The 19,877-nt window shown below is 66.6% G+C and carries 22 protein-coding genes; 11 read left to right on the top strand and 11 right to left on the bottom strand.

The features are described 5' to 3' along the window. Positions 1–151 precede the first annotated feature (151 nt). Both DTQ71_RS07745 and DTQ71_RS07740 read left to right on the top strand, forming a co-directional pair. The gene (locus DTQ71_RS07745; protein ID WP_109563689.1) at positions 152–1,096 is read left to right on the top strand and encodes an ABC transporter ATP-binding protein; all 945 of its coding nucleotides are present in this window, start codon (positions 152–154) and stop codon (positions 1,094–1,096) included. Further along, positions 1,093–1,854, top strand: coding sequence for an ABC transporter permease (locus DTQ71_RS07740; RefSeq protein WP_109563688.1), 762 nt, complete (start codon positions 1,093–1,095; stop codon positions 1,852–1,854). Before DTQ71_RS07745 ends, DTQ71_RS07740 begins: the two co-directional genes overlap by 4 nt. Before the next feature lie 2 nt (positions 1,855–1,856). On the opposite strand, the gene DTQ71_RS07735 is transcribed toward DTQ71_RS07740, so the two are convergent. Then, complete coding sequence (locus tag DTQ71_RS07735) at positions 1,857–2,060, bottom strand: hypothetical protein (RefSeq protein WP_146204816.1); 204 nt, start codon at positions 2,058–2,060, stop codon at positions 1,857–1,859. Positions 2,061–2,177: 117 nt separating this feature from the next. Between DTQ71_RS07735 and DTQ71_RS07730 the strand changes: the two genes are divergently transcribed. The 4 genes from DTQ71_RS07730 (at position 2,178) to DTQ71_RS07715 (ending at position 7,771) form a co-directional block, all read left to right on the top strand. Next, positions 2,178–3,959, top strand: a complete 1,782-nt coding sequence (locus DTQ71_RS07730) for an ABC transporter transmembrane domain-containing protein (RefSeq protein ID WP_109563686.1) — start codon at positions 2,178–2,180, stop codon at positions 3,957–3,959. An 88-nt stretch (positions 3,960–4,047) separates the two neighbouring features. Then, positions 4,048–4,851: a class I SAM-dependent methyltransferase gene (locus tag DTQ71_RS07725; protein WP_170125334.1), complete on the top strand. Its 804-nt coding sequence runs from the start codon at positions 4,048–4,050 to the stop codon at positions 4,849–4,851. Between the two features lie 113 nt (positions 4,852–4,964). Further along, complete coding sequence (locus DTQ71_RS07720) at positions 4,965–6,860, top strand: acyl-CoA synthetase (RefSeq protein WP_109563684.1); 1,896 nt, start codon at positions 4,965–4,967, stop codon at positions 6,858–6,860. 80 nt (positions 6,861–6,940) lie between these two features. After that, positions 6,941–7,771 carry a GNAT family N-acetyltransferase gene (locus DTQ71_RS07715; RefSeq protein ID WP_109563683.1) on the top strand — a complete coding sequence of 277 codons (831 nt, stop codon included), beginning with the start codon at positions 6,941–6,943 and terminating at the stop codon, positions 7,769–7,771. Between the two features lie 90 nt (positions 7,772–7,861). Here DTQ71_RS07715 and DTQ71_RS07710 read toward each other — a convergent pair whose 3' ends face one another. Continuing rightward, positions 7,862–8,071: a cold-shock protein gene (locus DTQ71_RS07710; RefSeq protein WP_109563682.1), complete on the bottom strand. Its 210-nt coding sequence runs from the start codon at positions 8,069–8,071 to the stop codon at positions 7,862–7,864. A gap of 171 nt (positions 8,072–8,242) precedes the next feature. Here DTQ71_RS07710 and DTQ71_RS07705 point away from each other — a divergent pair, with 171 nt between their 5' ends. The 3 genes from DTQ71_RS07705 (at position 8,243) to DTQ71_RS07695 (ending at position 9,392) form a co-directional block, all read left to right on the top strand. Next, entirely contained in the window at positions 8,243–8,572 is a 330-nt protein-coding gene (locus tag DTQ71_RS07705; RefSeq protein ID WP_342768110.1) for an arsenate reductase family protein, read from the top strand. Between the two features lie 77 nt (positions 8,573–8,649). Beyond that, positions 8,650–9,027: an NADH:ubiquinone oxidoreductase subunit NDUFA12 gene (locus DTQ71_RS07700; RefSeq protein WP_109563681.1), complete on the top strand. Its 378-nt coding sequence runs from the start codon at positions 8,650–8,652 to the stop codon at positions 9,025–9,027. Then, on the top strand, positions 9,024–9,392 hold the full coding sequence (locus DTQ71_RS07695) for a DUF2155 domain-containing protein (protein ID WP_109563680.1): 369 nt from the start codon (positions 9,024–9,026) through the stop codon (positions 9,390–9,392). Before DTQ71_RS07700 ends, DTQ71_RS07695 begins: the two co-directional genes overlap by 4 nt. On the opposite strand, the gene aat is transcribed toward DTQ71_RS07695, so the two are convergent. The 3 genes from aat to accB all read right to left on the bottom strand — a co-directional run bounded on the left by aat (position 9,376) and on the right by accB (position 11,979). Continuing rightward, the gene (aat, locus tag DTQ71_RS07690; RefSeq protein ID WP_109563679.1) at positions 9,376–10,020 is read right to left on the bottom strand and encodes a leucyl/phenylalanyl-tRNA--protein transferase; all 645 of its coding nucleotides are present in this window, start codon (positions 10,018–10,020) and stop codon (positions 9,376–9,378) included. The two genes, DTQ71_RS07695 and aat, sit on opposite strands and share 17 nt — an antisense overlap. A 112-nt stretch (positions 10,021–10,132) precedes the next feature. Then, the gene (gene accC, locus DTQ71_RS07685) at positions 10,133–11,479 is read right to left on the bottom strand and encodes an acetyl-CoA carboxylase biotin carboxylase subunit (RefSeq protein WP_109563678.1); all 1,347 of its coding nucleotides are present in this window, start codon (positions 11,477–11,479) and stop codon (positions 10,133–10,135) included. Then, positions 11,479–11,979: an acetyl-CoA carboxylase biotin carboxyl carrier protein gene (gene accB / locus DTQ71_RS07680; protein WP_109563677.1), complete on the bottom strand. Its 501-nt coding sequence runs from the start codon at positions 11,977–11,979 to the stop codon at positions 11,479–11,481. Before accB ends, accC begins: the two co-directional genes overlap by 1 nt. Before the next feature lie 110 nt (positions 11,980–12,089). Here accB and DTQ71_RS07675 point away from each other — a divergent pair, with 110 nt between their 5' ends. Beyond that, positions 12,090–13,526: an AMP-binding protein gene (locus DTQ71_RS07675; RefSeq protein WP_109563676.1), complete on the top strand. Its 1,437-nt coding sequence runs from the start codon at positions 12,090–12,092 to the stop codon at positions 13,524–13,526. A gap of 7 nt (positions 13,527–13,533) precedes the next feature. On the opposite strand, the gene DTQ71_RS07670 is transcribed toward DTQ71_RS07675, so the two are convergent. Both DTQ71_RS07670 and DTQ71_RS07665 read right to left on the bottom strand, forming a co-directional pair. Continuing rightward, positions 13,534–14,007 (bottom strand): hypothetical protein, encoded by a 474-nt coding sequence (locus tag DTQ71_RS07670; protein ID WP_109563675.1) that lies wholly within the window; start codon positions 14,005–14,007, stop codon positions 13,534–13,536. A gap of 142 nt (positions 14,008–14,149) precedes the next feature. Beyond that, entirely contained in the window at positions 14,150–14,386 is a 237-nt protein-coding gene (locus DTQ71_RS07665) for a hypothetical protein (protein WP_109563674.1), read from the bottom strand. A 229-nt stretch (positions 14,387–14,615) separates the two neighbouring features. Between DTQ71_RS07665 and DTQ71_RS07660 the strand changes: the two genes are divergently transcribed. Next, positions 14,616–14,924: an EthD family reductase gene (locus DTQ71_RS07660; RefSeq protein WP_109563673.1), complete on the top strand. Its 309-nt coding sequence runs from the start codon at positions 14,616–14,618 to the stop codon at positions 14,922–14,924. A 59-nt stretch (positions 14,925–14,983) separates the two neighbouring features. Here the strand turns inward: DTQ71_RS07660 and acs are convergent, their stop codons facing one another. From acs to DTQ71_RS07640, 4 genes are all read right to left on the bottom strand, one after another. Further along, complete coding sequence (gene acs / locus DTQ71_RS07655) at positions 14,984–16,945, bottom strand: acetate--CoA ligase (protein ID WP_109563672.1); 1,962 nt, start codon at positions 16,943–16,945, stop codon at positions 14,984–14,986. Positions 16,946–17,018: 73 nt separating this feature from the next. Next, a complete protein-coding gene (locus DTQ71_RS07650) occupies positions 17,019–17,774 on the bottom strand; it encodes an ABC transporter ATP-binding protein (protein WP_109563671.1) in 756 nt (251 codons plus the stop codon). 76 nt (positions 17,775–17,850) lie between these two features. After that, on the bottom strand, positions 17,851–18,612 hold the full coding sequence (locus DTQ71_RS07645) for an ABC transporter ATP-binding protein (RefSeq protein ID WP_109563670.1): 762 nt from the start codon (positions 18,610–18,612) through the stop codon (positions 17,851–17,853). Positions 18,613–18,616: 4 nt separating this feature from the next. Further along, on the bottom strand, positions 18,617–19,873 hold the full coding sequence (locus tag DTQ71_RS07640) for a branched-chain amino acid ABC transporter permease (RefSeq protein WP_109563669.1): 1,257 nt from the start codon (positions 19,871–19,873) through the stop codon (positions 18,617–18,619). Between the last annotated feature and the right edge of the window lie 4 nt (positions 19,874–19,877).

Genomic DNA, 19,877 nt, shown 5'->3' with positions numbered 1-19,877 from the left:
CAGCCTCGGTCGTGCAGGCTGATGTCGCGGGGTCGGCTTCCCCCGCCCGCGCAGAGCTTTCGCGGGACTTTTCCCTGAACACAGCCATGTGCGTTTATGCGGCTTTCGCACGGGGAGCCGTCCGCTAAGTCGATCGCGAAAGGAGCCGCCCATGCCAGAGCCCATCGTGACGATCCGCGATCTCGTCAAGCGCTACGATGATGGGTTCGAGGCGCTCAGCGGCGTGGATCTGGACATTCGGGAGGGGGAAATTCTCGCCCTTCTCGGCCCGAACGGGGCGGGCAAGACGACGCTGATCTCGTCGATCTGCGGGATCACCCGGCCGACCTCGGGCACGATCACCGTCGGCGGGCACGACACCCAGACGGATTGGCGGCGCGCCCGCGATCTGATCGGCCTCGTCCCGCAGGAGGTGAAGCTGGAGCCCTTCGAGATGGTGGCCAAGACCGTCGCCTTCTCTCGCGGACTCTTCGGCAAGCCGCACGACCCGGCGCTGATCCAGCGGGTGCTCGACAGCCTGTCGCTGGGCGACAAGGCCGGCACGCCCAATATGGCGCTTTCGGGGGGCATGAAACGGCGGGTGCTGATCGCCAAGGCGCTCAGCCACGAGCCGCGCGTCCTGTTCCTCGACGAGCCCACGGCGGGTGTCGACGTGGAGTTGCGCCGCGGCATGTGGGAGGTGGTGGCCGATCTGAAGGCCCAGGGCGTCACCATCATCCTGACCACGCATTACATCGAAGAGGCGGAGGCCATCGCCGACCGGGTCGCGGTGATCGACCGGGGCCGCATCCGTCTGGTCGAGGAGACCGCCGCGCTGATGGCCCGAATGGGCCGCAAGGAGATGACAGTGACCCTTGCCGATCCGATAAAGACGCTGCCCGGCACCCTGGCCGAGCATGGCCTGACCTTGTCTGAGGACGGCTATGCCGTGACCTATGTCTTTGACTCCCGGGCCGAGCGGACGGGGCTTACGCGCCTGCTCTCGGACCTGCTCGCCACCGGCGTCCGGGTGACCGACGTGACCACCCGGCAATCCTCGCTGGAAGAGATATTCGTCGGGCTGACGAACGCCGCCGAGACCGGAGAGGCCCGATGAACCTGACCGCCATCCGCGCGATCTATTTCTTTGAAATGTCACGCGCGCTCCGCAGCATCGGGCAGTCGCTGATCTCGCCGGTGCTGTCGACCTCGCTCTATTTCGTTGTTTTCGGCGCGGCGATCGGGTCGCGTATCGAAGAGGTGGAGGGCGTGCCTTACGGGGCCTTCATCGTGCCGGGGCTCATCATGCTGACTGTGCTGACGCAGGCCACCTCGGCGGCCGCATTCGGCATCTACTTCCCGAAATTCATCGGTACGCTGGACGAGGTGCTGTCGGCGCCGATGTCGTTCTTCGAAGTGACCCTGGGCTATGTCGGGGCGGCGGCGACCAAGGCGTTGTTCATCGGGCTGGTCATCCTCGGCACGGCTTTCTTCTTCGTCGACCTGAGCATCGCGCATCCGCTCTGGATGGCGGCCTTTCTGGTGCTGACCTGTCTCAGCTTCGCGCTTCTGGGCTTCATCATCGGCATCTGGGCGGAGAATTTCGACCAGTTGCAGTTGGTGCCGCTGTTGGTGATCACGCCGCTGGTGTTCCTGGGCGGGTCCTTCTACTCGATCACGATGCTGCCGCCGGCCTGGCAGACGGTCTCGCTGTTCAACCCGGTGGTCTATCTCGTGTCGGGATTCCGCTGGTCCTTCTTCGGTCAGGCGGATGTGGCGGTGGGCGTGTCCCTGGCGATGATCCTGGTGTTCCTGGCGCTCTGCCTGGGCGCGATCTGGATCATCTTCCGCACGGGGTGGAAGCTGCGCAAATAGGGTCAGACGCCCAGGGTCGTGCGGATCCAAGGCAGGCAAAAGGCGGCGCCGATCCCCACCATGCCTCCGATGGCGGAGCGGAGCCAGATCGAGGCGCGCGGAGGCGAAAACGCGGCCAGAAACGTGCAGACGATGCCATAGAAGACCAGTGTTGTGATATCGACGATGTCCGACACGGTCTCGTACATCCATTGCGAGGGGGCCATTCTCGACCGTCGCCGCTGGACCGCGCGGCGTCAATGCCGGCGTGCCCGGACGCTTTGCCCGGTTGCACAGTGGCCCCCCCCCGGCTACGCCCATCGCGCGACGAGACGGAGAAGGACATGGCCGAGATTGCCAAGCAGGCAGATCGCGCGGGATCGAAGCGGATCGGGAGCTTGCGCGCCCTCGTGCCGTTCTTCCGCCCCCATCTCGGGATGGTGATCGCGGCGCTGGCCGCGCTGGTGGTGACGGCCGGGATCTCGCTGATCTTGCCGCTTGCGGTGCGCCGCGTGGTCGATGGGTTCCAGACCGGCACGGCCGAGCTTTTGGACCAGTATTTTGCCGCCGCGCTCATTATCGCCGGCGCTTTGGCGCTGGGGACGGGGCTCCGCTACTACCTGGTCACCCGGCTAGGGGAGCGGGTGATCGCCGACATCCGGACCGCCGTGTTCGACCGCATGATCCGCATGTCGCCCGACTTCTACGACGGCATCCTGACCGGAGAGGTGCTGAGCCGGATCACCACGGATACGACGCTTCTGTTGTCGGTCATCAGCTCTTCGGTGTCGGTCGCGCTGCGTAACATGCTGATCTTCTGCGGAGGATTGGCACTGATGCTGTGGACGGCGCCCAAGCTGTCGGGGCTTGTCCTGCTGATCGTGCCCGCCGTCATCGTCCCGATCATCGTGCTCGGGCGGCGGCTGCGCAAGCTGAGCCGTCAGAACCAGGATTGGATCGCGGAGAGTTCCGGCAAGGCGTCGGAATGGCTGCTCTCGGCGCAGACCGTGCAGGCCTATACCTTCGAGCGCGAGGCTGCGAGCCGCTTCCATGACGTCACCGAGGAATCGTTCCGCTCGGCGCGCACGCGCATCCGGGTGCGGGCGATCATGACGGTGATCGTGATCTCCTTGACCTTCGTGGGGATCGTCGGCGTGCTCTGGATCGGGGCGCGGGACGTGCGCGCCGAGATCATGACCATCGGTGAGCTGATCCAGTTCCTGATCTACGCGATCCTCGTCGCGGGATCGGTCGCCGCCCTCTCCGAGCTCTGGGGCGAGTTGCAGCGCGCGGCGGGCGCGACCGAGCGGCTGGTCGAGCTGCTCGACGCCGAGGACAATGTGCGCGATCCCGAGACGCCCGCGCCCCTGCCCGCGGGCGAGGAGATCGCGTTCGAGAACGTCACCTTCCGCTATCCGCAGCGCCCCGAGGTGGCGGCGCTGGAGGGCGTGTCGTTGACCGTCCAGCCGGGTGAGACGGTGGCGCTGGTCGGACCGTCCGGGGCGGGCAAGTCCACGATGATCCAGTTGCTGCAACGCTTCTACGACCCGGATGGGGGCCGCATCACCCTCGGCGGCACCGATCTGCGCGACCTGGCGCGCGATGCCTTCCGGGCGCGCATGGCGCTGGTGCCGCAGGATCCGGTGATCTTCGCCGCCTCGGCGCGCGAGAATATCCGCTTCGGCAATTCCGACGCGACCGACGCGCAGGTGGAGGCCGCCGCGCGGGCGGCGGCGGCGCATGACTTCCTGACCGCGCTGCCGGATGGCTACGATACCTATGTCGGCGAGCGGGGCGTGATGCTCTCGGGCGGCCAGAAGCAGCGCATCGCCATCGCCCGCGCGATCCTGCGGGACGCGCCGATCCTGCTGCTGGACGAGGCCACGAGCGCCCTCGACGCCGAGAGCGAGCGGGCCGTTCAGGACGCGGTCGCGCGGCTGGCCGAGGGGCGGACGACCATCATCGTGGCGCACCGCCTGGCGACGGTGAAGCAAGCCGACCGGATCATCGTGATGCAGGATGGCCGCATCGCGGCCGAGGGCACCCATGACCAACTGGTCGCGCAGGGCGGTCTCTATGCCCGCCTCGCCCGTCTCCAGTTCACGGACGGCCTGGCCGCCGAATAGGCCGCCATGGCCGACCGGAGGCTCGCCATGCTTGGTCGGGCGGTCCAGGCAAGGTATCGTCGCCCCAAGCCTAACTGGGGAGGGTGCCATGGACTGGGACGAGATGGCCAAGAGGTGGCTCGCGACGGCGCCCGATGTGGAGGTCGCGTTCGCCCAGATCTTCGACGCGCTTTTCGGCGCTGCGGCGTTGCGCCCGGGCGAGGCCGTGTTGGATGTAGGCTGCGGGACGGGGCCGACGCTGCCCCTCATCAAACAAAAGGTGGGGCCCGACGGTCAAGTCACCGGGATCGACATCGCCCCGCCATTGCTCGCCCGCGCGCGGGAGCGGGTGGGCGACGAGGTCGCGTTGATCGAGGGGGATGCGGGCCGACATGACTTCGCGCCGGGGATCTTCGACGCGGTGCTCTCGAATTTCGGGATCATGTTCTTCGAGGACGGCCCCGCCGCCTTTGCCAATCTGCGCCGCGCGACGCGCAAGGGCGGGCGGTTGGCCGCGACGGTCTGGGGAACGCCGCCCGACAATCCGTGGTTCTCCGTCCCTCGTGCCATCGTCGACGGCATCGTGCCGGACATCCCTCGGCCCGATCCCCTGGGGCCGGGGCCGATGCGCTTCGGCGACCCCTCGGGCCTGCTGGAACAGTTGGAGAGCGGGGGATGGGCCCCCCGGGTCGAGACGCATGACCTGCTCCTGCTGCCCCCTGGCCCGCCGGAGCAGGTGGCGGCCCTCGTTCTGACTCTGAATGTCGGTATGATGCTTCGGGGCCTGGAGGTGAGCGATAGCGACTTGGCCCGGATCGAGGCCGCGCTGGTCGAGACCTATCGCGGGCAGGACTCCGAGGGCCGCGTCCGCGTTCCTGCGCGCATCCATGTCGTGACTGCCCACGCCGTCTGAGCGGCTCCGCGCGGTCGCGCCGTAGCGTCTCGCTTGCGTTCGCCTTGTGCGATCCTCACATACGCGCGAACCTGCGGCGGGAAGGGTCGTGGGATGGCCCAGGGGAGGACTTCATGACGTTTCGGAACAGACAGGACATTCTCGATATCCAGGCCGCGGAGCCTTGGGAGAATGTCCAACCGGCCAAGACCGTCTATGAGCTCCTGTCGAAGACCGCGGCCAAGCATGGTGACCGTCCGGCGGTGTCCTATCAGCTCTTCTCCGGGCCCACAGATCCGGCCGAGACGCTTACCTGGTCCCAGTTCAAGGGCAAGGTCACCCAGGCCGCGAACCTCTTCCGCAAGCTCGGCGTGCAGGAGGGCGACAGCGTCGCCTATGTCCTGCCCAACGCGATGGAGTCGGCGACCGTCCTTATGGGCGGGGCCGTCGCTGGCATCGTGAACCCGATCAATCCGCTGCTCGATGCCGAACAGATCGGCTCCATCCTGCGCGAGACCAACGCCAAGGTCGTCGTGACCCTGCGCGCCTTCCCCAAGACCGACGTGGCGCAGAAAGTGGCGAAGGCGGTCGAGTTGGCCCCGAATGTCCAGACCGTCCTCGAGGTGGACCTCCACCGCTATCTGACCGGGCTCAAGAAGTTCATCGTGCCGCTGATCCGTCCCAAGCTCGAGATCCGCCACAAGGCCCGTGTGCTGAGCTGGTCGGCTGAGGTGGCCAAGCAGCGGGCAGATGCGCTGGACTTCCCGGACGCGACCGAGGATCGGGTCGCCGCCTATTTCCACACCGGCGGGACCACCGGGATGCCCAAGGTCGCGCAGCACACCTATTCCGGCATGATCTATAACGGCTGGATCGGGCATCGCCTGCTCTTCACCGAGAAGGACGTGGTGATCTGCCCGCTGCCGCTGTTCCACGTCTTCGCCTGCCACGTCATCCTGATGGCGATGGTCGCGTCGGGTGCCCATGTCGTCTTTCCGACGCCGCAGGGCTATCGCGGCGAGGGAGTGTTCGACAATTTCTGGAAGCTGGTCGAGCGCTGGGGCGTGACCTTCATCATCACGGTGCCCACCGCCATGTCGGCGCTCATGCAGCGCAAGGTCGATGCGGATGTCTCGACGGTCAAGACGGCGTTTTCCGGCTCCTCGCCGCTGCCGGTCGAGCTGTTCAAGCGGTTCGAGAAGGAGACGGGCGTGACCGTGGTCGAGGGCTATGGTCTGACGGAGGCGACCTGTCTCGTCTCCTGCAACCCGGTCGAGGGCGAAAAGAAGATCGGCTCCGTCGGCATTCCCTTCATGCATACGGATGTGAAGATCCTGATCGGCAATGGCGACGGTCCGCGCGAATGCGGCATCGACGAGGTCGGCGAGATCTGCGTCTCGAGTCCCGGCGTCTACGCGGGGCGGACCTATACCGAGACGGAGAAGAATAAGGATCTCTATTACACGGTCGGAAACCGCACCTATCTGCGCACCGGCGATCTGGGGCGGGTCGATGGGGATGGCTATCTCTGGATCACGGGCCGCGCCAAGGACCTGATCATTCGCGGCGGCCACAATATCGACCCCGCCGAAATCGAGGAGGCCCTGGCGGGCCATCCGGCCGTCGCCATGGCGGGCGCGATCGGCCAGCCCGACGCCTTCGCGGGCGAGCTTCCTTGCGCCTATGTGGAACTGGTCGCCGGAGCCTCGGCGACGCCCGAGGAATTGGTCAAGCATTGCGAGAGCCATGTCCATGAGCGCGCCGCCCGGCCCAAGCATGTGGAGATCCTGACGGAACTGCCCAAGACGGCCGTCGGCAAGGTCTTCAAGCCCGATCTGCGCAAACGGGCGATTACCCGCATCTATGACGCGGCGCTGGCCGATGCGGGCGTGGCGGCGCGGGTCGCCGAGGTGGTCGAGGACAAGCGTCGCGGGTTGGTGGCGCGGCTTGAGAAGACCGGTGAGGTCGAGGAACGGGAGGTGATCGCCGTCATGGGCAATTACACCCGTCCGTGGGAGTGGGCCGAGTAGCAAGACCCGCTTGCTCGGCGCCGCCGAGCGGGGGGCCTCGATGCCATGGCGCATCGGTTTTGTTGGGAGAACGGGGACGGATGGTCGCATCGGATCGGACGGGCGAGCAGGCGAACCGCTATTTTGGAACTCCCGCCCAGCAGGCTCTGGAAGCCCGGGCGGACGCGCTCTGGCAGATCGTATCGGGGGATCCGAGATATTCCTGTCATGGGCGCGCCGTGGCCTTGGCGGATCGGAGCGCCGAGGCGGTCGGTCTCCAGATCGCGCTGGCGCGGCTCCAAGGGGTCGGGCCTTCCGACCGGCTGACGCCCGAGGTCGCGCAAGCGCGTATCACCGGGATCGAGCGGGCCGGTCTGGTGGTCGATACCTATCACCACTGGACCGCCGATGCCTCCGCCGTGGCCGTTGCGGAGCGGTTTCTCGCCGGTCACGCCCTGCCGGACGGACTTTCTGTCGCGCGCGTCGGACCGGAGACAACGGACGAGGTCTACGACCGGCTCGACGCGCTGACCCAATCCTGCGGCGTCCTGCTCCCGTCAGCCAGCTTCCTTCTCGGCGATGTCTGCCCGGCCGTGTGTCTCTATGCCGAGACCGAGGCCGGAGATGTCGCCGGCGCCGCCGCCGCCGTGGCGCAGACCCCGCCCGGAACTCCCCATGAGGGCCACGTCTGGTGGGGCATGCTCTCGACCGCGGAGGCGTGGCGCGGACATGGTGTTGCCAAGCATCTCGGCGCGAAAGCCCTGGTGGACATCTCGGAGCGCGCGCGTGTCACGCATTTCGGGACGGGCATTCGTGAAGGCAACGCCGCATCGGCCAGGCTTTGCGAGACGCTTGGTTTCTCGGATTCGGGCCTTGTCGATGTGATTGCCGTCGATCCAGTCATCCTGTCCGGCGGCCGGATGACGAAGTAGGCCGGACTCCGGAAACAAAAGACGCCTGCGAGGGCAGGCGTCCTAGGCACCGCCCGGTCTGTAATGGCCGGGCGGCATTCCGTCAGGGGCTCAGTCCAGAGCGACCAGGTCGGAGGCGGACGAGCGGCCATCACGGCCTTCGCGCATTTCGTATTCGACTTTCTGATTGTCCCGCAGGCCGGTCAATCCGGCGCGTTCGACCGCGGAGATGTGGACAAAAATGTCCTTTCCGCCATCGTCGGGTGCGATGAAGCCGTATCCCTTTGTGGTGTTAAACCATTTCACGGTGCCAGTGGCCATGACCGTGTCTCCTCGAAGTAGATCGTCCCGCCCGCAGTATCGCGGCGGTGGTGGTGCGCGTAAGCCCCTAGGGTTAGGAACCTGCATGACCGACGGACACGTCTTTCAGCTATATGTTGCTGAACGCAGGTCAAGGGGAACTGAGCTGACCTAGGGGAATGGGCGAAGATTATGATCGTTCTGAATGGATTGAAGGCATGCGACACATGCCGCAAGGCTCTAAAGGCTCTGCAAAAGGCTGGAAAAGAGGCAGTGCTTCGGGATTTGCGAGAGACGCCGCCCGATGCGGCGGAGGTGGCGCGCTGGCGTGAGTCGCTGGGGGCCGGCCTGCTGAACACCCGCTCGACCACTTGGCGCGGCCTGTCCGAGGCGGAGCGGGCGGAGGAGCCGGTCGCGCTGATGGTCGCCCATCCGGCGCTGATCAAGCGCCCCGTGGTGGAGTCCGGCGGGGCGCTGCATCTGGGTTGGACGCCCGAGACGCGCGCGGCGCTGGGGCTCTAAGCCCGCCGCGCCGCGCTGTCGCCTTGACCACGCGGGGCGGCGGTGTAGGGAAGAGAGACAGACCTTCGGAGGACGCAATGGCCAGCCTGCTCAAACGTCTTGTCGCCTGGTGGGACGGGACGTCCATCGGCACGCAACTCTTCACCAACCGCTACGGCACCAAGGTTGGCGAGGATGCGGAGGGGAATGTCTATTACCGCAACGCCGACGACACGCGGCGCTGGGTGATCTATGACGGCTCGAACGACGCCACCCGGGTCGGACCGGACTGGTATGGCTGGCTGCACCACACGTTCAAGCAGCCGCCCACCGAGATGCCCATCGCCCACAAGCCCTGGGAAAAACCCCATCAGCCGAATCTCACCGGATCGGAGGGCGCGTTCCTTCGAAAGGGCTCGATCCGCCGCGCGGACGTGACCCCGCAGCGCGACTACGAGGCCTGGAGCCCCGAGTGATCCGTGCCGTTCTGACGGCCGTCCTTCTGGCCGGGACGGCGCAGGCGCAGGACGCCGTGCGCACCGGCGAAGGCCCGGGCGCGGTGCTGCGCACGCTCGACAAGGTTTCGGGCGAGGTGATCGATGTCGAGATGGCGATCGGCCAGACCATGGCCTACGGGCCGCTGCAAGTGACGCTGCACGAATGCCGCTACCCGTCCGTCAACCCGGCGGGCGATGCGTTCGCCCTGATCCAGATCGTTGATGCCCGCGCCGTGGAAGAGCTGTTCGCGGGCTGGATGGTCGCGTCCTCTCCGGCGCTGAACGCGTTGGAGCACCGGCGCTATGACGTCTGGATCTTGCGCTGCCTCACCGATTTGCCCTGAGCAGGGCGAGCACGGTTTCCGCATCCGGTACCTCAGCGGGAAGCGCCGCCGGCAGCGCCAGCGCCTGACGCAAGCGCGCGTGGTAGGTTTCGCGCGCTATCTCCTTCCCGCCGAGCGAGGCCAGGTGGTCAGTCAGGAACTGCGTGTCGAACAGGCGGAAGCCGCCCAGGCGCAGCATGGCGACCGTCCAGGCCAGCGCCACCTTGGAGGCGTCGCGGCGGCGCGAGAACATCGACTCGCCGAAGAAGGCCGCGCCCATCGCCACGCCATAGAGACCGCCGGCGAGGTCTTCCCCGTCCCAGATCTCGATGGAATGGGCAAAGCCCAAGCGGTGCAACTGGCCATAGAGCCGGGCGATCGGCTGGTTGATCCATGTCTCCTCCCGTCCGGCGCAGCCCTCGACGACCCGGTCGAAGGCCTCGTCGACGGTGACCAGAAAGCGCTCCTGCCGGATCGTGCGCGCCAGGCTGCGGGACAGGTGAAAGCCGTCCAGCGGCATGATGCCGCGCAGCTTGGGATCGACCCAAAAGATCGCGTCGTCCTCCCGTGCCTCGGCCATGGGGAAGACGCCGCTGGCATAGGCCATCAGCAGTGTCTCGGCGCTCAGCTCGGGCGTGTCGCGGGGCATGGACCCTACCTAGACGCCGCGTGTCCACGAAGGAAGGGCGCGGTTGCCGCGGTCGGGGCCAAAATCTTCAACGAAGATTTTTGACAGACTTTTCAATGAAAAGTCTGGTCCTTCAGCCGAGGTTGCGCTCCAGCCACCGCTCCAGCCAGTGGATCGTGTAGTCGCCGGAGCGGATCGCGGGTTCCTCCACCAGCGCTTCGAAGAGCGGCAGGGTGGTGTCGACCCCGTCCACGATCAATTCCCCGAGAGAGCGCTTGAGCCGCGCCAGCGCCTCGTCCCGGTCGCGGCCGTGGACGATCAGCTTGCCGATGAGTGAGTCGTAATAAGGCGGGATTCGGTAGCCGTCATAGAGCGCGCTGTCGATCCTCACACCCAGACCCCCCGGCGCATGATACTGCGTGATCTTGCCCGGGGAGGGGGAGAAGTTCGGCAGCTTCTCGGCGTTGATCCTGACCTCGATGGCGTGGCCGTTGATCTTGAGGTCCTCCTGCTGGAAGGACATCGGCAGACCCGCCGCGACGCGGATCTGCTCGCGCACGAGGTCCACGCCGAAGATCGCTTCGGTCACCGGGTGCTCGACCTGGAGGCGGGTGTTCATCTCGATGAAGAAGAATTCGCCGTCTTCGTAGAGGAACTCGATGGTGCCCGCGCCGGCATAGCCTATGCGCGCGACGGCCTCAGCGCAGGTGGCGCCGATCTCGGCGCGCATCTCGGGCGTGATGCAGGGGCCCGGGGCCTCCTCGAAGACCTTCTGGTGGCGGCGCTGGAGCGAGCAATCCCGCTCGCCCAGATGCACCGCACGGCCTTTGCCGTCGCCGAAGATCTGCACTTCGATATGCCGCGGTCGACCGAGATATTTCTCGATATAGACCTCGTCATTGCCGAAAGCGGCCTTGGCCTCGGAGCGGGCGGTGCGGAAGGCTGTCTCAAGCTCGGCCTCGGACTTGGCGAGCTTCATCCCGCGCCCGCCGCCGCCGGCCGTGGCCTTGACGATGACCGGGTAGCCCGCCTCCTTGGCCACGTCGCGGGCCGTGTCGAGATCGGGGACGCCGCCGTCCGAGCCGGGCACGCAAGGCACGCCCAGCTTCTTCATCGTGTCCTTGGCGGTGATCTTGTCGCCCATGATGCGGATATGTTCCGCCGTGGGGCCGATGAAGGTGATCCCGTGATCCTCTAGCACCTGCACGAAGGCGGCGTTCTCGGAGAGGAAGCCATAGCCGGGATGCACCGCTTCCGCGCCCGAGATCTCGCAGGCGGAGATGATGGCCGGGATGTTCAGGTAGCTCTGTGTGCTGGGGGCGGGGCCGATGCAGATCGACTCGTCGGCCATGCGCACATGCATGGCGTCGGCATCGGCGGTGGAGTGGACGGCGACGGTCGACACGCCCATCTCACGCGCGGCACGCACCACCCGGAGCGCGATCTCGCCGCGATTGGCGATGAGGATCTTGTTGAACATCAGGCCAGGATCACCAGCGGCGCGCCATATTCGACCGGGGCTCCATCCTCGACGAGGATGCGTTTGACGGTGCCTGCGCGGGGGGAGGGGATCTGGTTCATGGTCTTCATCGCCTCGACGATGAGCAGGGTTTGCCCTTCGGAGACGGTGTCGCCGATGGAGACGAAGGGGGCGGCGCCCGGCTCGGGCGACAGATAGGCCGTGCCGACCATGGGCGAGGTTACCGCACCCGGATCCAGCGCCGGGTCGCCGCCGCCGGGGGGCTGCGCATTGGGCGTGCCGGGCGCATGCGGCGTCGGAGGGGGGGGCGGCGGGGTCATCTGTGGAACGGGGGCCGGGGCCGGGGCGGGTGCAAGGACGGTCTGGCGGGAGACGCGGACATTGAGGCTGTCGTCCTCGCCATAGTCACGCTTGACCTGAAGTTCGGTGAGGTCGTTCTCACGCAAAAGCTCGGCCAAGGCCCGGATGAAGGCGACGTCGCTGTCGTGGTCTTTGCTCATGGCGTCCTCGTTGCCCCGTTTGAAGCGCTGACTACCGCAGGCCGAGACGCAGGGAAAGCACTTGATCCCGGCTCGGCGGATCCGGACTCTGTCCCGTGAGGAGGAGTGCCATGAACCTTGCCGTCTGGTTGGAGCGGGCCGCGGCGCGTAGACCCCGTGCCCCCGCGTTGCATCTGGGGGCGACCTGCGTGGCGGATCACGCCGTTTGGGCCGACCGGGCGGCGCGTTTGGCTGGCGCGCTGGCCGCGCGCGGCGTGAGCCCAGGCGACCGCGTCGCGATCTGGGCCAAGAATGCGCCGGACTATCTGGTGGCGCTGCTCGGCATCTGGTGGGCCGGGGCAGCGGCGGTGCCCGTGAACGCGCGGCTGCATGCGGCGGAACTGAACTGGATCCTGGAGAATAGCGGCGCGGCCCTTCTGGTGACGGACCGGCCGGAGGGACGGGCGGGCGCGGTCGAGATCGGTGCGCTCCCGATGGGCGAGCCGCTGCCGCTGGTCTCGCGCGGGTCGGACGATCTGGCCTGGCTATTCTACACGTCGGGCACGACGGGGCGGCCGAAGGGCGTCTGCATCACCCATGGGATGCTGACCGCCATGGCGCTGGCTTATCCCGTCGACGTCGATCCTCTCTCGGCGGAGGACGCGGCGGTCTATGCCGGCCCGATGTCACACGGAGCGGGGCTCTATGCGCTGCCGCACCTGCTGGCGGGGGCGCGGCATGTGGTGCCGGTGGGCGGCTTTGACCCGGCGGAGCTTCTGCGCCTGACCGCCGAGGTCGGGCGCGCGTCCATGTTCCTCGCCCCGACCATGGTGCATCGGCTGCTGGGGGCGGCACGGGCGGCGGGCGACAGGGGCGACGGCATCCGCACCATCGTCTATGGCGGCGGGCCGATGTATCTGGCGGATCTGGAGGCGGCGCTGGACTGGTTCGGACCGAAATTCGTCCAGATCTACGGGCAGGGCGAATGTCCGATGGCGATCACGGCGCTGTCCCGGGACGAGATCGCGGATCGGGTGGCGCCGGGCTGGGCCGCGCGGGCGGGCTCGGTCGGGCGCGCGCAATCGGTCGTCGAGGTCGCGGTAGAGGCGGAACCGGGCGCGGCGGGAGAGATCCTGGTGCGCGGCTTGCCGGTCATGCCGGGCTATTGGCGCAACCCGCAGGCCAGCGCGGAGACGCTGCGGGACGGCTGGCTGCGCACCGGGGATGTGGGGCGCCTGGAGGGCGGCTATCTGACGCTGGTGGACCGGTCCAAGGATCTGATCATCTCCGGCGGACATAATGTCTATCCGCGGGAGGTGGAGGAGGCGCTTCTGACCCATCCCGATGTCTCGGAGGCGAGCGTGATCGGGGTGCCGGACGCCGAGTGGGGCGAGCGGGTGATGGCTGTGATCGTTGGCACCGCGTCGGAGGCCACGCTGGACGCCCATTGTCGGGCGCGGATCGCCGGGTTCAAGCTGCCCCGCCGCTATGCTTTCGTCGAGGCCTTGCCGAAGAACGCCTATGGCAAGGTGCTGAAGACAGATCTCAGGGCGCGCTTCGGCGCCTGAGCCACGTTCAGGCCGCCGGATCGGTGGGGCGGGTCGGGTCGTTGGCGGGGTGGGTTCCGTCCTTCTCCCCGATGGCGCGGACCTGTTCGAGGTCGCCCGCCAGTTTCGGAATGGCTTGGACCGGGACCGGGATACGGGACAGGAGCTCCTTCTGGAGCAGTTCGCGCAGCGCCGCCTCTTCTTCGCGCTTGGCGATATCGTCCCGCTCGGCATCCGGCCGGGGGAGCCCCGCTTGGCCATCGCCGCCGGGGCGCGCGGCGGAACTGGCGTTGACGGAGCGCGCGCCCGTGACCTGGGGCATCCGGGAGGCGGTTTGCGTGATCTCGCCAGGGGCCGTCGCGCCCATGTCGGCGGGCGCCGTCGTGGTGGCCGGAGGGGCCGTTCGCGCATTGGCCTGCGAGACTAGGGTCGGTGACGGCGCCGGGCCAGGCTGCGCATTGGCCGAGCCGATCACGCCGGAGATGGAGGTAAGATAGGACATGGCAAGATGACTCCTTTTGTCTGAGCCCCCTTGGCTAGAAATTAACACTTGCCCCGGTATGACGCGACGATTCGCGAAGTTCAGTGTTACCAGAGTGTTAACGCATGTGAGGCCGGACGCGGCGGGACCGGATCGCTAAGCATTATTGGCGCGCGGCGGAACTGGCGTTGACGGAGCGCGCGCCCGTGACCTGGGGCATCCGGGAGGCGGTTTGCGTGATCTCGCCAGGGGCCGTCGCGCCCATGTCGGCGGGCGCCGTCGTGGTGGCCGGAGGGGCCGTTCGCGCATTGGCCTGCGAGACTAGGGTCGGTGACGGCGCCGGGCCAGGCTGCGCATTGGCCGAGCCGATCACGCCGGAGATGGAGGTAAGATAGGACATGGCAAGATGACTCCTTTTGTCTGAGCCCCCTTGGCTAGAAATTAACACTTGCCCCGGTATGACGCGACGATTCGCGAAGTTCAGTGTTACCAGAGTGTTAACGCATGTGAGGCCGGACGCGGCGGGACCGGATCGCTAAGCATTATTGGCGCGCGCCGGAGAAGCGTTTTCAGGCATGGCGTTCTGGCGGTTCGTGGTAGCCTCGCCGGTACGAAGAAGAGAGGCAAACATGACGGTCACGGTACAAGTGCTCTACCCGACAGGGGACGGAGTTACATTCGATATGGACTATTACACGGGGACTCACCTGCCGATGGTAGGCGAGCATTGGGGGCCGCACATGGCGGACGGTCTCATCACCAGGGGCGTCGCCAGCGGTGATGGAGGCGCGCCGGACTTCCACGCGATCGCAACTGTGGTGTTTGCGGACCAGGCAGCGATGGATGCTGCCATGGCCGCCGCCGGGCCGCTTCTGGAGGACATCCCGAACTTCTACGGGGCCAAACCGGTGATCCTGGTCGGCTCGAAGATCGGCTGACAAGCAAAGGGCGCGCCCGTTGCCGGGCGCGCCCCTATCCGGTCGGTCGGACGGACGGGTCAGCCCTTCCGGTTCATCCGGTTCTCGATCAAATCGTCCACCACCGACGGGTCGGCCAGGGTCGAGGTGTCGCCCAGCGCGCCGAAATCGTCTTCGGCGATCTTGCGCAGGATACGCCGCATGATCTTGCCCGAGCGGGTCTTGGGCAGGCCCGGCGCCCACTGGATCAGGTCAGGCTTGGCGATCGGCCCGATCTCGGCGCGAACCCAGTCCGACAGCTCCTTGCGGAGATCGTCGGTATATTCCTGCCCCTCCATCAGGGTCACATAGGCATAGATGCCCTGGCCTTTGACCTCGTGCGGGTAGCCGACCACGGCCGCTTCGGCGACCTTCTCATGGGCGACCAGAGCGCTCTCGACCTCGGCGGTGCCCATGCGGTGGCCCGAGACGTTGATGACGTCGTCGACCCGGCCGGTGATCCAGTAGTAGCCATCCGCGTCCCGGCGGCAGCCGTCGCCGGTGAAGTAGTAGTTCTTGTAATCCGAGAAATAGGTCTTCTCGAACCGCGCGTGATCGCCCCAGACCGTCCGCATCTGCGCGGGCCAGCTGTCTTTCATGCAGAGCACGCCCTCGGTCGCGGTCTCGTGGATTTCCTCGCCGCTGGTCGGCTCCAGCACGACGGGATGGACGCCGAAGAAGGGCAAGGTGGCCGAGCCGGGCTTGGTCGCGATAGCGCCCGGAAGCGGGGTCAGAAGGTGGCCGCCGGTCTCGGTCTGCCACCAGGTATCGACGATCGGGCAACGCTTGCCGCCCACGACCTCATTATACCAGTTCCAGGCCTCCGGGTTGATCGGCTCGCCCACCGTGCCAAGAATACGGAGCGACGACAGATCATATTTGGTGACGTAGTCGTTGCCCTTGGCCATCAGCGCGCGGATCGCGGTGGGCGCGGTGTAGAACTGCGCGACCTTGTGGTCCTGACAGACCTTCCAGAACCGGCCGGCATCCGGGTAGGTCGGGACGCCCTCGAACATCAGCGTCGTGGCGCCGTTCGCCAGCGGCCCGTAGACGATGTAGCTGTGGCCCGTCACCCAGCCCACATCGGCGGTGCACCAGAACACCTCTCCGTCCTTGTAGTCGAAGACATATTCATGGGTCATCGACGCGTAGACGATGTAGCCGCCGGTGGTGTGCACCACGCCCTTGGGCTGGCCGGTGGAGCCGGAGGTGTAGAGGATGAAGAGCGGATCCTCGGCGCCCATCTCCTCGGGCGGGCAGTCGTTGGAGACCTCGGCCTCCATCTCGTGCAGCCAGTGGTCCCCGGACGCGCGCATCGCGACCTGCTGGCCGGTGCGCTTGACGATCAGGCACTGGACCGCATCGTCGCAATGGAGCAGCGCCTTGTTGACGTTGTCCTTGAGGTTCGTGACCCGGCCGCCGCGCGGCGCGCCGTCGGCGGTGATGACGACCTTGGCGTCGCAGCCGTTGATGCGCGCGCCCAGCGCATCCGCCGAAAAGCCGGCGAAGACGATGGAGTGGATCGCCCCGATCCGCGCGCAGGCCAGCATCGCATAGGCCGCCTGCGGGATCATCGGCAGGTAGAGCACGACCCGGTCGCCCTTGCCCACGCCCATCTTCTTGAGGACGTTGGCCATCTTGCAGACATGCGCGTGCAACTGCTTGTAGGTGATGTGCTGGGCCCCGGCCTCGGCATCGTCCGGCTCCCAGATGATCGCTGTCTGGTCGCCGCGCTCCGCCAGATGCCGATCGATGCAGTTGGCGGCGACGTTCAGGGTGCCGTCCTCGAACCAGCGGATGTCGATATTGCCGGGCGCGAAGGAGGTGTTCTTCACCTTCGTATAGGGCTTGATCCAGTCGATCCGCTTGCCGTGCTCGCTCCAGAACGCCTCGGGGTCCGCGATGGAAGCGGCATACATCTCGTCGTATTTGGCACGGTCGATATGGGCGGCGGCGGCCATCTCGTCGGATGGCGGGTAGGTCGGGGTCTTGTCGTCGAGCATGGGGTCCTCCTCGTCGGTCCGGGCGAGGCCCCTGCGGGCCCCGCCCTCGGGTAGGGGTCTGACAGATCGGCGGTCAGATCGCCAGATATTCGGCCCGGAGCGATTCGTCGGCCAGCACCTCGGCCGCGGAGCCGTCGAAGACGACGCCGCCGGTGTCGAGAATGACGGCCCGGTCCGACAGTTCCAAGGCGCGGATCGCGTTCTGCTCGACGAGCACGGTGGTCATGCCGAGCTTCTTCACCTCGATCAGGGTCTTCTCGATCTCGTCGACGATGACAGGGGCGAGGCCCTCATAGGGCTCGTCCAGCAGCAGCACCTTGATGTCGCGGCAGAGCGCGCGGGCGATGGACAGCATCTGCTGCTCGCCGCCTGAGAGGGTCACGCCCTCCTGCTTGCGGCGCTCGCCCAGGCGGGGGAACAGCTCGTAGACACGCTCGATCGACCAGCCCAGCGGCGGCGCGATCTGGGCGAGCTTGAGGTTTTCCTCCACCGTTAGCCCCGGAATGATGCGCCGATCCTCGGGGACGAGGCCCAGGCCCGCCTGCGCGGCCTGGTTCGCGTTCATCGTGTGGAGCGGCTGGTGGTCGAGCCAGATCTCGCCCTTGCGAAGCTCTGGCGATCCGACGCGCGCGCAAGCCCGCAAGGTCGAGGTCTTGCCCGCGCCATTGCGGCCGAGCAGGGCCAGGATCTCGCCCTCGTGGACGTTAAAGCTGACGCCTTGGACGATGTAGCTTTCGCCGTAATAGGCGTGGATGTCGTGGATCGAGAAATAGGCCGGCGCGGTCGCAGCCTGGTTCGCGCTGCGGGTGAAGTCGGGTTTGACGTTCATGGGTTTCCTCCTGGGGACGGCGGGGAGACCCCCGCCCTACGGGATGGGTAGGGCGGGGGTCTCCCCGCCATTCCCGTCAATGGCCGGACTGCTCGCCCAGATAGGCTTCGCGGACCTTGGGGTGGCCCTTGATCTTGTCGGGCGTGTCCTCGACCAGGGGCGTGCCCTGGGCCAGGACCGTGATCCGCTCGGATAGCGAGAAGACGACATGCATGTCGTGCTCGATGATGCAGATGGTGATCGGCCGGGTTTCCTTGATCTCCTTCAGCAGGTCGATCGTGTTGTTGGTGTCCGCCCGGGCCATGCCCGCCGTGGGTTCGTCCAGCAACAGGAGCCGCGGCTCCTGCGCGAGGCACATCGCGATCTCCAGCCGGCGCTTGTCGCCCCGGGACATGGAGGAGGCATGCATCTCGCGTTTGTCGATCATCCGCATGTCCTCGAGCATGTGCTCGGCCCGCTCCACGATCTCGCGGTCGTCCATCATCGCGCCATAGGCGGAGATGGAGAAGGCACCGTCGCGCTTGGCGAGGCAGGGGATCATCATGTTCTCCATGACCGTCAGGTCGCCGAAGATCTCGGGCGTCTGGAACACCCGGGAGATGCCCATCTGGTTGATCTCGTGCGGCTTGCGCCCCAGCACCGACTGGCCTTCGAAGCTGACCGATCCGGTATCGGGGATCAGCTTGCCCACGAGGCAGTTGAGCAGGGTGGACTTGCCCGCCCCGTTGGGGCCGATGATGGCGTGGACGGTGCCCTCCTTGACCGAGAGGTTGACGTCGCTCAGGGCCTGGAGACCGCCGAAGCGCTTGCCGACATTCTTGACTTCTAGGATGCCCATCGGATCACTCCTTCGCCGCTTTGGTTGCGCCGGTGCCGGACTTGTCACGGCGGAACATCGCGGCCAGCTTCTGCCCGCCCTGCACCAGACCGCCCGGCAGGAAGATGACGACGGCCATGAACAGCAGGCCCAGCGTCAGGTGCCAGCCCTTGCCGACGAAGGGATAGACGATCGTCACGAAGACGTCCGACAGCCCGTCGGGCATGAAGGCGAACCAGCCTTCCAGCGTCGTCTTGTTGATGGTCGAGACGATGTTCTCCATGTATTTTATGAAACCCGCGCCAAGCACCGGCCCGATCAGGGTGCCCGCGCCGCCGAGGATGGTCATCAGCACGACCTCGCCGGAGGCGGTCCAGAACATCCGCTCCGCGCCGACCTGGGTGTCCATGGCCACCAGAAGGCCGCCCGCGAGGCCCGCATACATCCCCGAGATCACAAAGGCCGCCAGGGTGTAGGGCTTGGGCGAGATGCCGGTGTAGTTCAGGCGCTGCTGGTTCGACTTCACCGCCCGCAGCATCATGCCGAAGGGCGAGCGGAAGATCCGGATCGACAGGTAGAACGCCGCCAGCATGCAGATCGCCGCGATGTAGTAGCCCGCGTTGAAGGTGAAGAGCCAGTTGCCCACGGCAAGCTCATAGGAGGTGCCCATTTCGAGCCCGAAGAGATTGGCGCGCGGCGTCGTGCCTTCGGCCAGGGCGCCATCCAGGATGCGCGGGTCGAAATATTTCAGCTGCAACCCGGTCTCGCCGCCGGTGATGGGCGTCAGCACCGAGTAGGCCAGGGCGAAGGACATCATCGCGAAGGCCAGCGTCAGGATCGAGAAGTAGATCCCCGACCGGCGCAGCGAAATCCAGCCGACGATCAGCGAGAAGAGGCCCGCGACGACGATCGAGACCAGGATCGAGGGGATCACGTTCAGCGTCAGCAGCTTCATCGACCAGATGCCCGCATAGGAGCCCACGCCGAGAAAGGCCGCATGGCCGAAGGAGAGGTAGCCGGTCAGCCCGAACAGGATGTTGAAGCCGATGGCGAAGATCCCGAAGATCACGAAGCGCTGCATCAGGTCCGGGTAGCCCGCGTTGAACTGCGCCATCGCCGAGCCTTCGGGGAAGGGGTTCAGGATGAAGGGCGCGCAGAGCGTCAGGATCGCCACCAGGATCAGCAGCGAGGCGTCCTTGCCGCGCAGGCCGAAGAGACCCGATTTCTCGGCTTTGGATGTCTGGGGGCGCACGGCCCCCGCATTGGACGTTTGATCGGTCATTGGT

The sequence above is a fragment of the Jannaschia seohaensis genome (assembly GCF_900116765.1).
GTDB lineage: Bacteria > Pseudomonadota > Alphaproteobacteria > Rhodobacterales > Rhodobacteraceae > Jannaschia > Jannaschia seohaensis.
This window is presented reverse-complemented; position numbering and strand designations above follow the sequence as displayed.

Excerpts from the sequence above, each read along its gene's own strand:
- DTQ71_RS07745 (WP_109563689.1), top strand. The coding sequence starts at position 152 with ATGCCAGAGCCCATCGTGACGATCCGCGATCTCGTCAAGCGCTACGAT.
- DTQ71_RS07740 (WP_109563688.1), top strand. The coding sequence starts at position 1,093 with ATGAACCTGACCGCCATCCGCGCGATCTATTTCTTTGAAATGTCACGC.
- DTQ71_RS07735 (WP_146204816.1), bottom strand. The coding sequence starts at position 2,060 with ATGGCCCCCTCGCAATGGATGTACGAGACCGTGTCGGACATCGTCGAT.
- DTQ71_RS07730 (WP_109563686.1), top strand. The coding sequence starts at position 2,178 with ATGGCCGAGATTGCCAAGCAGGCAGATCGCGCGGGATCGAAGCGGATC.
- DTQ71_RS07725 (WP_170125334.1), top strand. The coding sequence starts at position 4,048 with ATGGACTGGGACGAGATGGCCAAGAGGTGGCTCGCGACGGCGCCCGAT.
- DTQ71_RS07720 (WP_109563684.1), top strand. The coding sequence starts at position 4,965 with ATGACGTTTCGGAACAGACAGGACATTCTCGATATCCAGGCCGCGGAG.
- DTQ71_RS07715 (WP_109563683.1), top strand. The coding sequence starts at position 6,941 with ATGGTCGCATCGGATCGGACGGGCGAGCAGGCGAACCGCTATTTTGGA.
- DTQ71_RS07710 (WP_109563682.1), bottom strand. The coding sequence starts at position 8,071 with ATGGCCACTGGCACCGTGAAATGGTTTAACACCACAAAGGGATACGGC.
- DTQ71_RS07705 (WP_342768110.1), top strand. The coding sequence starts at position 8,243 with ATGATCGTTCTGAATGGATTGAAGGCATGCGACACATGCCGCAAGGCT.
- DTQ71_RS07700 (WP_109563681.1), top strand. The coding sequence starts at position 8,650 with ATGGCCAGCCTGCTCAAACGTCTTGTCGCCTGGTGGGACGGGACGTCC.
- aat (WP_109563679.1), bottom strand. The coding sequence starts at position 10,020 with ATGCCCCGCGACACGCCCGAGCTGAGCGCCGAGACACTGCTGATGGCC.
- accC (WP_109563678.1), bottom strand. The coding sequence starts at position 11,479 with ATGTTCAACAAGATCCTCATCGCCAATCGCGGCGAGATCGCGCTCCGG.
- accB (WP_109563677.1), bottom strand. The coding sequence starts at position 11,979 with ATGAGCAAAGACCACGACAGCGACGTCGCCTTCATCCGGGCCTTGGCC.
- DTQ71_RS07675 (WP_109563676.1), top strand. The coding sequence starts at position 12,090 with ATGAACCTTGCCGTCTGGTTGGAGCGGGCCGCGGCGCGTAGACCCCGT.
- DTQ71_RS07670 (WP_109563675.1), bottom strand. The coding sequence starts at position 14,007 with ATGTCCTATCTTACCTCCATCTCCGGCGTGATCGGCTCGGCCAATGCG.
- DTQ71_RS07665 (WP_109563674.1), bottom strand. The coding sequence starts at position 14,386 with ATGTCCTATCTTACCTCCATCTCCGGCGTGATCGGCTCGGCCAATGCG.
- DTQ71_RS07660 (WP_109563673.1), top strand. The coding sequence starts at position 14,616 with ATGACGGTCACGGTACAAGTGCTCTACCCGACAGGGGACGGAGTTACA.
- acs (WP_109563672.1), bottom strand. The coding sequence starts at position 16,945 with ATGCTCGACGACAAGACCCCGACCTACCCGCCATCCGACGAGATGGCC.
- DTQ71_RS07650 (WP_109563671.1), bottom strand. The coding sequence starts at position 17,774 with ATGAACGTCAAACCCGACTTCACCCGCAGCGCGAACCAGGCTGCGACC.
- DTQ71_RS07645 (WP_109563670.1), bottom strand. The coding sequence starts at position 18,612 with ATGGGCATCCTAGAAGTCAAGAATGTCGGCAAGCGCTTCGGCGGTCTC.
- DTQ71_RS07640 (WP_109563669.1), bottom strand. The coding sequence starts at position 19,873 with ATGACCGATCAAACGTCCAATGCGGGGGCCGTGCGCCCCCAGACATCC.